This is a genomic window from Sphingopyxis chilensis (assembly GCF_035930445.1).
Taxonomy (GTDB): Bacteria; Pseudomonadota; Alphaproteobacteria; order Sphingomonadales; family Sphingomonadaceae; genus Sphingopyxis; species Sphingopyxis chilensis.
Genome location: NZ_CP142394.1, coordinates 890,254 through 904,147, shown reverse-complemented (window position 1 = coordinate 904,147; position 13,894 = coordinate 890,254). Strand labels below are relative to the sequence as shown.

Annotated in this window: 11 protein-coding genes; 2 read left to right on the top strand and 9 right to left on the bottom strand. The window is 64.6% G+C overall.

Features of this window, described 5'->3' with window-relative positions:
• Positions 1 to 106 precede the first annotated feature (106 nt).
• Genes VSX79_RS04085 through VSX79_RS04075 form a run of 3 tightly spaced genes read right to left on the bottom strand, consistent with a single transcriptional unit; the run spans position 107 to position 3,090 of the window.
• Positions 107 to 1,444 carry a hypothetical protein gene (locus VSX79_RS04085; protein WP_326914501.1) on the bottom strand — a complete coding sequence of 446 codons (1,338 nt, stop codon included), beginning with the start codon at positions 1,442 to 1,444 and terminating at the stop codon, positions 107 to 109.
• A 51-nt stretch (positions 1,445 to 1,495) separates the two neighbouring features.
• Positions 1,496 to 2,443: a hypothetical protein gene (locus tag VSX79_RS04080; protein WP_179498974.1), complete on the bottom strand. Its 948-nt coding sequence runs from the start codon at positions 2,441 to 2,443 to the stop codon at positions 1,496 to 1,498.
• Positions 2,440 to 3,090, bottom strand: coding sequence for a hypothetical protein (locus tag VSX79_RS04075; RefSeq protein WP_326914500.1), 651 nt, complete (start codon positions 3,088 to 3,090; stop codon positions 2,440 to 2,442). Before VSX79_RS04075 ends, VSX79_RS04080 begins: the two co-directional genes overlap by 4 nt.
• 110 nt (positions 3,091 to 3,200) lie before the next feature.
• Here VSX79_RS04075 and VSX79_RS04070 point away from each other — a divergent pair, with 110 nt between their 5' ends.
• Entirely contained in the window at positions 3,201 to 5,930 is a 2,730-nt protein-coding gene (locus tag VSX79_RS04070) for a protein kinase domain-containing protein (RefSeq protein ID WP_326914499.1), read from the top strand.
• A gap of 578 nt (positions 5,931 to 6,508) precedes the next feature.
• On the opposite strand, the gene VSX79_RS04065 is transcribed toward VSX79_RS04070, so the two are convergent.
• The 4 genes from VSX79_RS04065 to VSX79_RS04050 all read right to left on the bottom strand — a co-directional run bounded on the left by VSX79_RS04065 (position 6,509) and on the right by VSX79_RS04050 (position 9,641).
• The gene (locus tag VSX79_RS04065) at positions 6,509 to 6,997 is read right to left on the bottom strand and encodes a DUF1993 family protein (protein WP_326914498.1); all 489 of its coding nucleotides are present in this window, start codon (positions 6,995 to 6,997) and stop codon (positions 6,509 to 6,511) included.
• A 246-nt stretch (positions 6,998 to 7,243) separates the two neighbouring features.
• On the bottom strand, positions 7,244 to 7,924 hold the full coding sequence (locus VSX79_RS04060; protein ID WP_326914497.1) for an isochorismatase family protein: 681 nt from the start codon (positions 7,922 to 7,924) through the stop codon (positions 7,244 to 7,246).
• Positions 7,925 to 7,990: 66 nt separating this feature from the next.
• Positions 7,991 to 8,632 carry a hydrolase gene (locus VSX79_RS04055; RefSeq protein ID WP_326914496.1) on the bottom strand — a complete coding sequence of 214 codons (642 nt, stop codon included), beginning with the start codon at positions 8,630 to 8,632 and terminating at the stop codon, positions 7,991 to 7,993.
• Between the two features lie 142 nt (positions 8,633 to 8,774).
• A complete protein-coding gene (locus VSX79_RS04050) occupies positions 8,775 to 9,641 on the bottom strand; it encodes a pirin family protein (RefSeq protein ID WP_326914495.1) in 867 nt (288 codons plus the stop codon).
• Between the two features lie 112 nt (positions 9,642 to 9,753).
• Between VSX79_RS04050 and VSX79_RS04045 the strand changes: the two genes are divergently transcribed.
• A complete protein-coding gene (locus VSX79_RS04045; protein ID WP_326914494.1) occupies positions 9,754 to 10,677 on the top strand; it encodes a LysR substrate-binding domain-containing protein in 924 nt (307 codons plus the stop codon).
• Between the two features lie 100 nt (positions 10,678 to 10,777).
• Here VSX79_RS04045 and VSX79_RS04040 read toward each other — a convergent pair whose 3' ends face one another.
• Positions 10,778 to 12,139: an HlyD family type I secretion periplasmic adaptor subunit gene (locus VSX79_RS04040; protein ID WP_179499884.1), complete on the bottom strand. Its 1,362-nt coding sequence runs from the start codon at positions 12,137 to 12,139 to the stop codon at positions 10,778 to 10,780.
• Positions 12,136 to 13,890, bottom strand: coding sequence for a type I secretion system permease/ATPase (locus VSX79_RS04035; protein ID WP_326914493.1), 1,755 nt, complete (start codon positions 13,888 to 13,890; stop codon positions 12,136 to 12,138). Before VSX79_RS04035 ends, VSX79_RS04040 begins: the two co-directional genes overlap by 4 nt.
• Positions 13,891 to 13,894: the final 4 nt, after the last annotated feature.

Below are 13,894 nucleotides of genomic sequence, written 5' to 3'. Positions count from 1 at the left end.
ACCCGAATAATATTGGGGGACGCCGGGCGCGGCAAGGTTCGGGATTTTGCGGTGATCGATTCCGGCGATGCCCGACGAGCATGATTGCGCGCCCCGCCCCGGCTGATCATCGTCCCGCGCCCTTGTAGAAGCGCGCCTTTGCCGGCAATTGCGCGGCGGGGCACCAGGTCCAGTCTTCGCTGTAGGTTTCGACCGCGAAAGACCGCGGCCCGGTGACGCGATAGTTGGTCGTCCCGGCGGTCGGCCGCCCGTCCTCGTCCAGACAGCTCTCGGTTTGCCGGAAATTCCGGCCATCGACCATTTTTAGGCTGGTAAATTTGCAGCTGTTGTAAGGCGATACGAGCCGATCCTCGGCAAGATAGAGCGTCCCGTCGCCGAAGGGCCTGGCGCAGGTGCCGATACGCATATCGACATAATAGCCGACGGGCAGCGGCACGGCGCGGGACTGGCCGGGCTTCGCCGCGGGCGAGACCGCCGCCACCTGCGGGCATTGTTTTTCAAGCGAGCGGATCGCCGCGGTCGATCCCGCAAGCGACAGATAGGTGATTTCCTCCCACTCGTCGCCGCCGTCGGTGCTGGCATAGGCGGCAAGGTCGGCGTCCGCGCCGGTCAGCAGCGCCTGCATCGCCGGGTCGAGCGCGCCGCTGAAATCGGGCTTGCCGGGTTCGAGCATCAGTTGCTGCGTCGCTTCGGTCAATTCCCCGTGACTCCGAAAACCGATCAGGAGCGGCCGGCCCGCGGGCGGCAGGCGCAGCGCCTTCGTCGGCACGACGCTCATATAAAGGCCGCCGCCCGGCTGGCAGCGCAGCCCGAGCGCGACGAATTGGGGATGCCCGGTCACCGCCGCGACCGCCCCGGCCCCGGTGCCGCCGAATTGCCAACGTGCACCGTGCCCTGGCGACGGCGGGAGCGCCGGCTCGCCGCCGTCGGTGCCGATATCTTCGGGCGTGCCGCGCCGCCGCCCGGCGAGCGCCCATTTGCGTCCGTCCCAGCGCAGCACTTCGAGGCACATGTCTGCACCGATGCTGCCGCATACGGTCCCGTGCACCGACAGGCCGAGGCCCGTCCCGCCACGATCGAGCTTCACCGCTTCCCAGCCGCGGACATTGTTGCTGAAGATTTCGGTCAGGCCGCCGCGCCCCGACCCGAGGATCGCGATCATGCAGCCGGCGGTGCCGCACCACGCCGAATAGCCCTGATTGGAGCAGTGCGCCGCGTCATATTCGACAACCCAGTCGGGCTTGCCGTCACCCGTCACCTCGGTTTGGACCGCGAACCGGGCGCGATCGGGGACGAACTTGCCCCCGCCCGCACGACATTCGGCCTTGAGCTCGTCATAAACCGCCTGAACCTCGCGCGGCCAAGCTCGGGGTTGCGGTTGCGACTGGACGAGCGCGGCGACCGGCAGCAGCGCCGATGCGAGCGTGAAAAGCGAACGGATCATGATTGCCTCCCGACAGGACCGGACGCCGGGGCCGGAGCCCCGCCGGACCGGTCAAAAACCCTCTTCGGAATATTCCCACGGTTTCCAGCGTTGCGCGGACGAACACCAGGTGTAGCCGCCGGTCCACCAATTGCCTTGCTGCACGATGATGAACTTCGGGTCGTTCATGTCGATGACCTGACGCTCATCTTCGCCGCCGGTCTGGTAGCGTCCGCCGCCGAGCGCCTTGAACGGCGTGACATTGTAATAGTCCTGCGGGCCGGTCATCACCTTGCCGTCGAAAATGAAGTCGGGATCGCCCTGCCCGCGGGCCAGCGCATCGCACGCGGTGCGGTTGCGTGCCCAGAGGCCGGTGGCCATCGGCAGACCGGTCTCGGCCGCCTTCGGCTTCGGCGCGAAGGCCGGCGCCAGTTCGCAAATCCGACCTACGAGCGATCGACCGCCATAGACATATTCGCGGCCGTTCCAGCGCAGGAAGGGAAAGCAATCGGCGCCCGGTCCGCCGACCTCTATGTCGGGCCATGCGATGCCCTTGCGCGGGTAGAAGCCCGGGATGCCCATGCTGTCGGTCATCACCTTCCAGTCCGTTCCCGATTTGGCGAGCAGCTTGAACGCGAGGCCGGTATTTCCGAAGCAATAGCTGCTGCCGCCACTGATCACCGCCTCGGCGATGCCGTCGCCGTTCAGATCGCGCATCTCCGTGTTTTCGACGCCGTACCAACTGTCCTTCGGCACCGGCTTCATGTCGGCCTCGCAACTCGTCATCCATGTCCCGCCGCGTTGCCGATAGCCTGCGGCGCGGAGCGCGCCGTCGCGATCCTCGGCGCCCGGATTCGCGCCGGCGGCGGCTTTAGGGGCGGCGGCGCCAGCCGTGGCCGTGCCGGCCGCCCCTTCCCCTACCCCCGTCGGCGTTTCGCCGCTGCTGCAGGTCGCAATCAGCAGCGACGAAAACAGCAAGGGGCAAAGGGAAAGCCAACGCGCGGCTCGCCGGCCGGTCACGCCGCTTCGCCTTCGCGCCCGGCGCGCATCCGCCCATGCTCCGCCTTGGCATCGGCCAGCACCTCGTCGATCCTTTGCCGCACTGCTTCCTTCAGCTTCCGATATTCGCCGGCCTTCTTGTGCCAGGCGTAGAAGGCCCAGCCGAACCCCGCGAGTCCAAGAATCCACCAGAGCCCGGTGAAAAGCGAGGCGCCGATGATCGCGCCCACTATCGGGGCGATCAGCACCATCAGAGCCGACGGAAATTTTCCCAGCGGCCATGCCAGCCAGCCGTCCGGTGCGTGAGTGTTGCCGGTATTATGGTTGTGATAGGCGACATTATAGCCCCAGCCGGGGCGCGAGCCGATGCGAACGACCGTCACCCGTTGCCCCTCGCGCGCGGCGAAGCCGCCGCCCTTGATCGTCACCTCTTCCTCGTCGTCGTCGCCATATTCCATGAAGAAGCGCATGACCTCGGTATTGGTCGACGATACCGTCACCGTGGGCGCCGATATGTGCCCCGTTCCATTGTGGACATAGCCGCCGCCGCCGCTGGTCGAAGATCTCACATGCGTTTCGGACCAGTTGCCGACGCCGCGAACGGTACCCGTGCGGAAAAAGCCGTGGATGTCCTCGACACGCCGGATCGGCTGCTCGTTACTGCTCATCATGACCTCCCCGAATTCAATCGTCGGAGATTGCTCGCACATCCTTGAATTCGCGTCCTGATCCTGTTCTAAAGCTTTTCTAAAGAATGGTCGGGGGGGCTGTGATTTCTATGTCGGGAACCCATTCGTCACGGCGCCGGCGGCGCCTCTGGCACTTCGCCAACGCCGATTTCGACGAGGCGAGCTGGGCACTGCGCATCGACGGGCGCGCCGTCGCGCTCGAGGGCAAGCCGCTCGAAGTACTGCACGAGCTACTGCTGCGCGCGGGTGAGGTTGTCACCAAGGACGAGATACTCGATGCCGTCTGGCCGGGCCTTACCGTGGTCGAAGGTTCGCTCGCCACCGCCATATCGAAATTGCGCAAGGCGCTGGGCGGTGAAGCCGATGCGATCATCGCGACCGTACCGCGCGTCGGCTACCGGCTCGTCGCCACCGTCGCGGTCGAAAGCATCGACACGCCGCTCGCGCCGCGCTTCGCCTTTGCGCCGGGCGACAGTGTTCCCGGCCGCAAGCTGTGGCAGCTCGACCGTCCGCTAGGCGACACCGGCAGCGAGGATGTCTGGCGCGCCCGGCAGGCGAAGACAGGCGAGGCGCGCGTCTTCAAATTCGCCGACGCACCCGACCGGCTCCGCAGCCTGAAGCGTGAAGCGGCGCTGTCGCGCCTGCTCTTCGCCGGGCTGGGAAAGACCGCTCCGATCCCGGCGCTCCACGAATGGAATTTCGACACGGCGCCCTTCTTTCTGGAATATGCGTGGGGCGGCGACGACCTGCTGGCATGGGCCGAGGCTGCGGGCGGTTTAGCCGCCATCTCGCTCGAACGGCGCCTGTCGGCCGCCGCGATGATCTCGCGCGCGCTCGCGGCGGTTCATGGCATGGGCGTGCTGCACAAGGATCTGAAGCCCGCGAACATCCTGATCGACCAGGTCGACGACGAGCCGATGGTGCGGCTTGTCGATTTCGGGAGCGGGCGGCTGCTCGATGACGCGGTCCTCGCCAATTATCACATCACGGACCCCGGCTCGCTCGACGCCGACCTTGGCAAGGACGAGCCACGATCGGGTACGCTGGCGTATCGCGCGCCCGAACTCGCGGGCGAAGCCGTGCCGACGGCGAAGAGCGACATCTATGCGCTCGGCCTTATCCTCTATCAGCTCGTCATCGGCGATTTTTACGCAGCGCTGGCGCCGGGCTGGGAAGCACGCGTGGCCGATCCCTTGCTGCGCGACGACATCGCGCGTGCGGCGGCGGGAGCGCCGGCCGAACGGTTGGCGAGCGCCGAAGAACTCGCCGACCGGCTGGACCGCCTGCCGCAACGCCGCACCGAGGCCGCTGCGCAAGCCGAGCAGGCAGCGCGGCTCGCCGAGCAGCAAAAACTGGATGACAAGCGCGCTGCGCGTCGCCCGTGGGTTAGTGCCGCCTTCGCCAGTCTGACCATCGGACTGCTGACCGCATCGGCACTCGCCGCCTATGCATGGCACCAGCGCAACGAGGCGGTGGCGGCGCGCGAACTCGCCGAAACCAGCTATGCCTTTATCGCCGAGGATGTGCTCGGCAGCCCGGATCCAGCGAAATCCAGCGCCGACGAAACCGTGATCGACGCGATCAAGCGCGCGAGCCAGCAGATCGACCAACGCTTTGCCGGCGCGCCGCATGTCGCTGCGCGGCTCCATCTCGCGGTCGCGCGCGCCTTTCACCAGCGATCCGATTTCGACACCGCGCGCGCCGAATATGCGCGCGCCGACGCGCTGTTTGGCAAGGCGGGCGAGATAGAGAGCGACGATGCCGTCGTTGGCCGGCTCGGTCGCATCCACATGGAATCGACCTCGGGTCAGCCCGAAAGGCTCGAGGTCGCCGGCAAGCTGCTCTCGGCCGAGCGCAAGCGGCTCGGCGCGCGCGGCGATGCCGGGCGGGTCGGCTTCGCGCTCGCCTCGGCCGAAGGTGCTTATGGCTATATGGCGGACATAGCGGCCGCCGAGCGCGCGTTTCAGCGAGCGGTGAAGATCGGCGAGGCGGCGGGCAGCGCGGTGCCACAGGGGCAATTGCTCAAGACGCGGTCATCGCTCGTGCTGACATTGATGCGGCTCGGCCGTGCCGAAGACGCAGAGCCGGTCGCGCGCGCCATCGTGCGCGATTCGACGCGTATCCGGGGCGCAGACCATCCCGACACGCTCGTCACGCGGCAGCATTGGCTGAACAGCCTTTCGATGACGGGACGGCACGACGAGGCGTTGAAGGCCAGCGCCCCGCTCCTCGCCGCGATGCGGAAGCGTTTCGGCCCCGACCACCGCTTCACGCTGGCCTTGCATTCGACGCGGTTCGAAAGTTTCGCGGCGCTCGGGCAATATGATGCCGCGGCGCGCGAAGCCGAGCGGGTCTGGCGGGGCGCCGCCGCGCTGGCCGGACCGCAATCGCACCAGGCGCTGGTCGGCCAGATCGACTATGCATCCGCGCTATGCCAGACGTCGCGCCGCCCGCAGGCGATGGGAATCGCGAACAACGCCCTTTCGACCGCTCGCGCCGTCTTTGGCGCCGACTATCCGCTCACGCATGTCGTGCAGTATTTCACCGCCGAATGCCTGATCGCCAACGACCGCTTCGCCGACGCGCGCGGCTTGCTGACCGGCCTCGACCGGGGAAAAATGGCGCAATTGCTAGGCAATCCCGACATCGGCGCGACTATCGATCTCGCGCTCGCCGAGGCTGCGCTGGGTAGCGGCAGCGAGGCCGAAGCGCGGAGATTGCTCGCAAGCGCCGCGCCGGCGCTCGCCGATGCAAAGGATGTGTCGGCAAAGGCGCGGGCCAGCAAGCTCGAGGCAAAGCTGGCGTCCAAGGGCGGCTGATCGGTCTCATTCTCCGCCGCAACTGCCATCGATCAGTTGCGGATTTTTTTGGAAAGCATGCAGGACCGGCCAGTGTCCCGTAACGCCAGCCGATTATAGATTTTTTCCACTATCTGTAGCTTATAGGTACCGGAATGGGAGCATTCTACTTCAGCTCAGTTGACGCCTCGAAATTAATTCAAGGGATCTGCGGGGGCCGCTCCGTCTTAATTCTTGCCGGTCACGGCAACGTGTGGTTGACCGTTGCTCGTCGACGCAGTCAGCGATCGTGCTCGTTCGATGATTCTGGCGAAGGACTGGGTCTGATCTTGTTCGACGAAGAGGAACAAGCACGGAGGGCAAGCTTGCCCGAATTGTGGCAGGCGCCCGGGGTCACCGTTAAGAGTGTCAACGTTAGCCGCGTTGCTGCCACGGCGTAACAAATCTCGAAATTGGTGATGCTCGGAACCAGCCGTCGTTCGCTCGCCCAGCTCAACTGGCCGACAACGGAACGGCAGTTTTTGGGTTGCACGCGGGAGAAGCGGACGTTCCCAGCCAGCTAAGGGCGAGGCTCGATAACGCGCCATGGCAACGCGCTGCTACTTCGCAGGTGGCACCTTATGACGGTCCATATGTGGTATGAAATCCATCTTGCCGATGGCTAGCCCCGCATTGCGGAGCAAGGCGTAGGCCATCGTCACGTGAAAGTAAAAGTTCGGCATTATCCAGTCTCGAATGTCTTCCTCCGACGACATCAAAAAGCGAACACCATTCGGCAGCTTTAGATCGACAGTCGCCTCGGCGTCTGCCCATTCAGTCGGCTCGGCGTGATCGACATGTGCGCGAACAACCGAAATCCGTTGGCGTATTTCGGCAAGTGACCGATATGGAGTTTCTTCGAGTGGCACTGATTTTCCACCGACCTGATTGAGCGCCAAAAGCACCTGGTTAAGTGCGACTCTGAACTGCAACTCGAGCGGAAACATGTCATCAGTAAGCTTCTCAACAAGCACATCGTCCGTCATGCGGGCATCGATGGCCTTGCTGACGAGGTGATCGAGGGTACCAAGCATGTTGGTAAAGGTCATTCGAGTTGAATGGGCGTAAGACATCGCGAACCTTTGAAGCCGAATTTTGGGATAGGTAAAGCATCTGCAAAAGCGGTCAATGCGTTCCCAATTAGCCAACGCGGCGGATTGCGAATTCATTTCAGACTTTCCGGAATCTGCGTGATCCCTGTACGCGTGTCGGCTTGACTTCGCCGCCAGTAGACTGGCCGCTTCGAGACGCTGAAACCCACGAAGCGGCCATTCAGTGAACCGAATTCAGATTGCCTAGCCGCGCTGGGAATCCAGCACCTCATGATCGGAAGCGACCTGCTGCGCCTTGGTGTAGCTTTCGATGAGCAGCAGATAAGGCGGGAAAATCTTCGTATAGACCTTGACCCACTCTTCGGCGTCGTCGCGGTGCCATGTCTTCTGGATTTCCGAAGCGACGGCAGCGGTGTCCATCGGCACGACGCCGGCCTGAACGACCCGGGCGAGCGTGATTTCCTGTGCCATCTTCGAATAGGTGCCCGACGCGTCGACGACCGCGAAAACCTTGTAGCCGTCCTGCACCGCGCTGATCGACGGAAAGGCCATGCACACGCTCGTAATCGTACCAGCGATGATCAGCGTGCCTCGGCCAGTCGCCTTCACCGCCGCCACGAAATCGGGATTATCCCACGCGTTGATCTCCCCCTTGCGCGCGACATATTGGGCGTGCGGCGCGTTCTCGTGGATCTCGGGGATCAGCGGGCCGTTCGGACCTTGAGGCACAGAGGCGGTCGTGATCACCGGGATCTTGGCGAGCGCCGCCATCTTCGCGAGCGCCGACGCATGATTGCGCAATACCGGAAAGGGCATGTCGGCGACGATCTGGAACAGGCCGCTCTGGTGATCGATCAGCAGCATCGCTGCGTCATCGGGGTCGATCACAGGGCGCTGGCCGTTAAAATTGGCGGGGGTCGTCACGGGTCTTCTCCTTCACAAGGGACCCGGCGGCGGGCGACGATCGCCGCGCCGCCGGGCCGCTGGGGCTCAATCGGCCTTGTCGTATGAAAACTGGATGCCGGCGGTGCCGCCCGTCTCGATGAACAGGTTCATGAAGGCCGGGACGGTATCGCTGCGCTTCCAGTCGCGCTGCAGTTCGCAGAAGAGCTGCGGGACCGAAATCATCTTGCCGCCCGCCTGTTCGATGCGGCGGAGTGCCGCGTCATGCGCGGCAAGCGACGTGCCGCCGACCGCATCGACCGGGACATAGACCTCATAGCCCTCGGCAAGCGCGTCGAGCGCCGGAAAGGTCAGGCACGCCTCGGTCCACAGCGCGGTCATGATCAGCTTCTTGCGCCCGGTCGCCTCGACCGCTTTCCGGAACTCGACATCTTCCCAGCTGTTGATCGTCGTCCGATCATAGGTCGGATAGTCGGCGAGCGCCTTGCGGACCGGTGGCACCGGCGGCTTGTTGAGGCCGGTTTCGACATTCACCGTCGAATGGACGATCGGCAGGCCATAGGCGACCGCCGCCTTCGCGCAGCCCGTGATATTGTTGAGCAACAATTGCCGGTCCATCGAGGCGATCGAGTTCACCTGCACCGGTTGATAGTCGATGATGATGAAGGCCGCATTCTGCGGGGTGAGCAGATGATCGGCCTTCGGGTCGCGGATGGCTTCGCTTGTCATAAGTCTTCTCCTGTCTTCGGACACGCGCAAAAGCTCGGCAGTCGCCTGCCGTCGCGGCGGGCGCGCCGGCCGCCGCTGATCGGGAAAGGGAGAGCGGAGAACCCGGCCCCCGGGGGGCGGGGGATAGGGAGCCGGGTCCGCGTCAGGCCGCGATCGGTGCGAGCCTGCCGTTGTTATAATCGTCGATCGCCTGGCGGATTTCCGCCTCGCTGTTCATCACGAAGGGCCCATGGCCGATGATCGGCTCGTCGATCGGTTCACCGGTCAGCACGAGGATCGTCGCGTCGCCGTCGGCGCGGATGTCGATCGATCCGCCCTCACGGCTCAGCAGCACCATCTCGGCCTCGCGCGCGCCCTCGCTGCCGCCCACGGTGACATGGCCGCCGAGCACCACCAGCATCGCGGTATGGCCTTCGGGCAGGTCGAGCGTCACGTCGGCATCGCGGTTGAGGCGCACGTCCCAGACGTTGATCGGCGTGAAGGTCCGCGCCGGGCCCTTCGCACCGAGCATGTCGCCCGCGATCACCCGGGCCAGACCCGCGCCATCGGGGAGCTCGACGGTCGGGATGTCCGCCGCGGTGATCCCCTGATATCCGCCGGGCGCCATCTTGTCCTTCGCGGGCAGGTTGACCCAGAGCTGGACCATGCGGAACGGGCCTCCGGTCTTGGCGAACGCCGGCGAATGATATTCCTCGTGCAATATCCCGCCCGCTGCGGTCATCCACTGGACGTCGCCAGGGCCGATGATACCGCCGTTACCCGTAGAATCCTTATGCTCGACCTCGCCGTCATAGACGATCGTCACCGTCTCGAACCCACGATGCGGATGCTGGCCGACGCCGCGGCGGTCGGTGGTCGGCGCGAAGTTGTAGGGGCCAGCATAGTCGAGCAGCAGGAAGGGGCTCACCTGCCCGCCGAGGCTGTTGTAGGAAAAGAGCGAGCGGACCGGAAAGCCGTCGCCGACCCAATGCTGATTGGGATTGCTGTAAGTGCCAAGGATCGTCTTCATCGTGCATCTCCTGCGCCCCCAGAGGGAGGACGCCTGTTGAAATGCACAATAATTCTTTGGCAATCTCGCCAAAAGATTGCGAAATTGGACTCAGAGTCCTACTGATAGGACAATGCAGGATCTCAACGACCTCTATCTCTTTGTCCGGGCGGTCGATCATGGCGGCTTCGCCGCGGCGGCGCGCGCGCTGGGGTTGCAGAAATCGAAGGTCAGCCGCCGGATCGGCCTGCTCGAAGACAGGTTGGGGGTGCGGCTGATCCAGCGTTCGACGCGGCGTTTTTCGGTGACCGAAATCGGTCAGGAATATTATCGCCACTGCGTTGCCATGCTCGTCGAGGCCGAAGGCGCGCAGGCCGTCATCGATCAGTCCCGCGCCGAGCCATGTGGTGTCGTCCGTCTTAGTTGCCCCACCGGCCTCCTTGCTTTCCAGTTCGGAGCCCTGTTCGGACGCTTCATGGCACTCCATCCGGACGTCGAACTCCATGTCGAAAGCACCAACCGCCGCATCGATGTCATCGGCGAAGGGTTCGACCTCGCGATCCGCGTCCGCCCGCCGCCGCTCGCCGAGAGCGACCTTGTCATGCGTCGCTTCGACGAGCGCACGATCCGTATCGTCGCCAGCCCCCATCTGCTCAAGCAGCGCGCGGTCACGCTTCCCGCCGATCTCACCGACGTTCCCAGCCTCGACTTCGGACCGGCGGGCGGCGAACACCGCTGGCGCCTAACCCATGCCGACGGCAGCGTTGCCGAGGTGCGCCACAGGCCGCGGCTCATCACCGACGATATGGCGGCGCTGCGCGAGGCTTCCCTCGCCGGCGCCGGGGTCGCGCGGCTGCCGACCCTGGTGGTCTGGGACGATGTGCAAGCGGGACGGCTGGTAACGGTGCTGCCCGATTGGAGGCCTTCGAACGAAATCGTCCATGCCGTATTTCCGTCGCGGCGCGGTTTGCTCCCCTCGGTGCGAGCCCTGCTCGATTTTCTGGCAGACGAATGCGCCGCGCAGCGACGGCGCATACCGGAGTCCGGTCACGGCTGATCACTCCTGGCCGTTGGCGGACAGGCGGTTTTTGGCGGCCGAAAAAGAGAGGGGACATCGCGCGACACTTCAGAGCACTCACTCTCGGGATGTCCGCGCTTTAATTTTCCCGCCCCGCCATCCAAAGCGTTTGGGTAAGCGGTTCAATGAGGTAAGAGAGCGCCGTCCGCTTTCGCAACGGGATCATTATATCGACCGGCAGGCCGGCGCGAAGCCCGCCGTCCCGTCGAACGCGCCGGAGTTTCGCCAACTCGCTGGGCGGCACAATCAGTTCGATCTTGAAATATCGGATGCCCGAGCGCTCATCCTCGAAGCTGTCGGCCGAAATTTTGGAAATCTGGCCGAAAAGGATCGGCAGGTTGCGCTCCTGGAGCGCGGTAAAGCGGATCTGGGTTTCCATCCCCGGCGCGAGATCGTCGGCATCGGTTGGCGAGGCCTTGCCGTCGATGACCAGGGCCCTGTCTTGCGGAACGATCTCCATCAGCATGTCACCTGCCGAAACGACGCCGCCGACCGTGAAGATCTTGAGCCCGACCACCCGCCCGCTCGCCGGAGCACGCACGGTCGAGCGGGCAAGCTGTTCGCGCACGGCGATCAGCTTGGGCTGCAACTCGTCGAGACGAACCTGCCCGGCCTGCTTGGCCGTGGCCACCTCCTCGAGCATCTGCTTGTCGATACCGACCATCTGCATCTGCGCCTCGCCGATCGCTTCGGAGGATCTTGCGATGTCGGCGCGGTACGCGCCGTAGGAACCGTCGAGCTCCGCAGCGGAGCGTTCCATGCCGCGGACCCGGTTGATCGATACAAAGCCTTTCGGAAGCAGGGTGCGCAGCCCGTCCAGCTCTTCGCCGATCAGCTGTTGTTGGACCTTGTTGGAATTCATCTGGTAGCTGTAGCCGTTGATCTGCTCCGAATGCTGGCGCATCCGCTGGCGCAATACGTTGCGTTGTGTCTGCACGGAATTACGCCGCGCTTCGAAAAGCTGGCGCTGACCTCGCAAGGCTTCGGCCGCCAGGGCCCGATTCTCGGGCGCCAGCGATGCGAATTCCGCCGGTTCGGCGATACCTTGCAATCCGCCGAGTTCGGCGACCAGACGCGCGCGCTGCGCCAGCAGCGCGATGACTTCGCCCGTCAATCCCCGTTCGGCGGCCACCAGCTCCGATGCCGAGATTGTCAGCAGCGGCTCCCCCTTTGTGACCGTTTGCCCCTCGACAATATGGAGTTCGGTGACAATACCGCCTTCGCGGTGCTGAACCGCCTGCCGACTGCCCGATACCGCAACCACGCCGGGCGCATAGGCGCCGGCATCGAGAGGGGTCAGCGACGCCCATCCCAGCAGGCCCACAAAGAAGAAGGCGATGACGATCAGGCCGATCCGCATTTCGCGATGCGGACGGTCGGCGGCATCATTATCCGAAGGGCGATCGCCCCCGGCCGGCGGCTTCCAGCTCATGTCGGTCATGGCCGCGCTCCTTCATGGATGGGAACGACATTCTGCTTCGCCGCCGAATGCTTCAAAGCCTGGAGGATTTCGTCGCGTGGCCCCGTCCCCACGATCGCACCGTCGGCGAGGATCGCCAGCTTGTCGGCACTCGCCAGCACCGCCGCACGATGGGCGACGATCATGATCGCCGCGCCATCCAGCTTCGCGGCACCAATGGCCCTCGACAGGGCATCCTCGCCATCGCTGTCGAGCGCCGAGTTGGGCTCGTCAAGCACCAGGATGCGCGGGTTGCCATATAGCGCGCGCGCAAGCGCGACGCGCTGCGCCTGTCCTGCCGACAGCCTGTGGCCATGGCCTTCGATAAAGGTGTCGTAACCGCCGGGGAGATGCAGGATCATCTCGTGGACTCCCGCCATGCGCGCGGCGTTCATGACCTGCTCGTCGACGACTGCCTGCGGAACACCACGCGCGATGGCGAAGCGGGAGACATTTTCGCTGATCGTTCCGGGCAGCAGTCCGCAATCCTGCGGGAGATAGCCGATATGCTGCGCGAGCTGTTCGGAATCCCAGTCGGCCATGCTGGCGCCATCGACCCTGATCTCGCCGAGGTCGGGCGGGAGAGCGCCCGCAACGACGCGCGCCAGCGTCGTCTTGCCTGCTCCCGACGGGCCGACGACCCCCAGCACCTCTCCGGGTGCGAGTTTCAGCGATATATTCTTGAGCAGGACCGCGCTGCCGTCGGCGTTGCGAACGACAACCCCCTGGAGTTCCACTTGCCCCTGCGGATCGGGCAAGGTGGTGCGCGCGACCGGGCCGGTCGCTTGCTCGAACAGCCTGCCGAGCGTCTGAACGGCCTGGCGCGACTGGACGATGCTCGGCCAGAGACCGACGAGCTGTTCGATCGGCTGCAGGGCGCGGCTGAGCAACACCGAGGCGGCGATGATCGCGCCGACCGAAATTTGCCCATTGATGGCGAGCCAGGCGCCAACCCCCAATGCGAAGGATTGCATGAACATCCGTACGAATTTGACGAGCGAATTGTATCGGCTGCCCGAAAACTGGAGATCGGCGACGGCATTCAGGCCGACGCTGCGTTGCTGGATATGACGGGAGACCAGCGCACGCCGCATCCCGAGCGCCCGCACGATCTCGGCCTTGCGTAACATCGCCTCATGCGATTCATAGGCCGCGGCACTGGCCTGATGCGCTTCTTCGGCCTTTGCCTTGCTGCGCCTTTCGTTGACGATCGCAAGCGTGACCAGCAAGCTGCCCGCAGCGAACACCAGCAACCCCAAAATCGGGTGAATGAGGAACGCGACCAGAAAATACAAGGGCGTCCACGGGACGTCGAACAGCGCGGTCGCGGCCGGTCCCGCAAGCGACTGACGCAGCAAGTCGAACTCACGCATCGCCTGTTGGGTCGAAGGCGCACCGGGCAGCGCGCGGGATCGAGCGAGCAGCCGGTCCAGTATCTCGCCGGAAAGCAGCCGGTCGAGGCGCAGCGACGCGCGCGTCATCAGTCGCACGCGGACCGCATCGAGCATCGACAACGTTGCGATCGCGACGCCCACGACGACGGTGATGACGATCAGCGTCAACACACCGTTGGTCGGCACAACCCGGTCATAGACCTGCATCATGTAGATGGTGGGTGCGAGATACAGGATGTTGATCAGCGCACTGAATGTTGCCGCGAGGATGAAGTGAGTCCGACAGGCGCGGACGGCTTCGGACAATGCTGGTGGAACGCGCATCCAGAACAGGCGCATGTAA

Coding starts and splice junctions, on each gene's coding strand:
- VSX79_RS04045 (WP_326914494.1), top strand. CDS start 9,754: ATGCAGGATCTCAACGACCTCTATCTCTTTGTCCGGGCGGTCGATCAT.
- VSX79_RS04050 (WP_326914495.1), bottom strand. CDS start 9,641: ATGAAGACGATCCTTGGCACTTACAGCAATCCCAATCAGCATTGGGTC.
- VSX79_RS04035 (WP_326914493.1), bottom strand. CDS start 13,890: ATGCGCCTGTTCTGGATGCGCGTTCCACCAGCATTGTCCGAAGCCGTC.
- VSX79_RS04075 (WP_326914500.1), bottom strand. CDS start 3,090: ATGAGCAGTAACGAGCAGCCGATCCGGCGTGTCGAGGACATCCACGGC.
- VSX79_RS04055 (WP_326914496.1), bottom strand. CDS start 8,632: ATGACAAGCGAAGCCATCCGCGACCCGAAGGCCGATCATCTGCTCACC.
- VSX79_RS04040 (WP_179499884.1), bottom strand. CDS start 12,139: ATGACCGACATGAGCTGGAAGCCGCCGGCCGGGGGCGATCGCCCTTCG.
- VSX79_RS04070 (WP_326914499.1), top strand. CDS start 3,201: ATGTCGGGAACCCATTCGTCACGGCGCCGGCGGCGCCTCTGGCACTTC.
- VSX79_RS04065 (WP_326914498.1), bottom strand. CDS start 6,997: ATGACCTTTACCAACATGCTTGGTACCCTCGATCACCTCGTCAGCAAG.
- VSX79_RS04085 (WP_326914501.1), bottom strand. CDS start 1,444: ATGATCCGTTCGCTTTTCACGCTCGCATCGGCGCTGCTGCCGGTCGCC.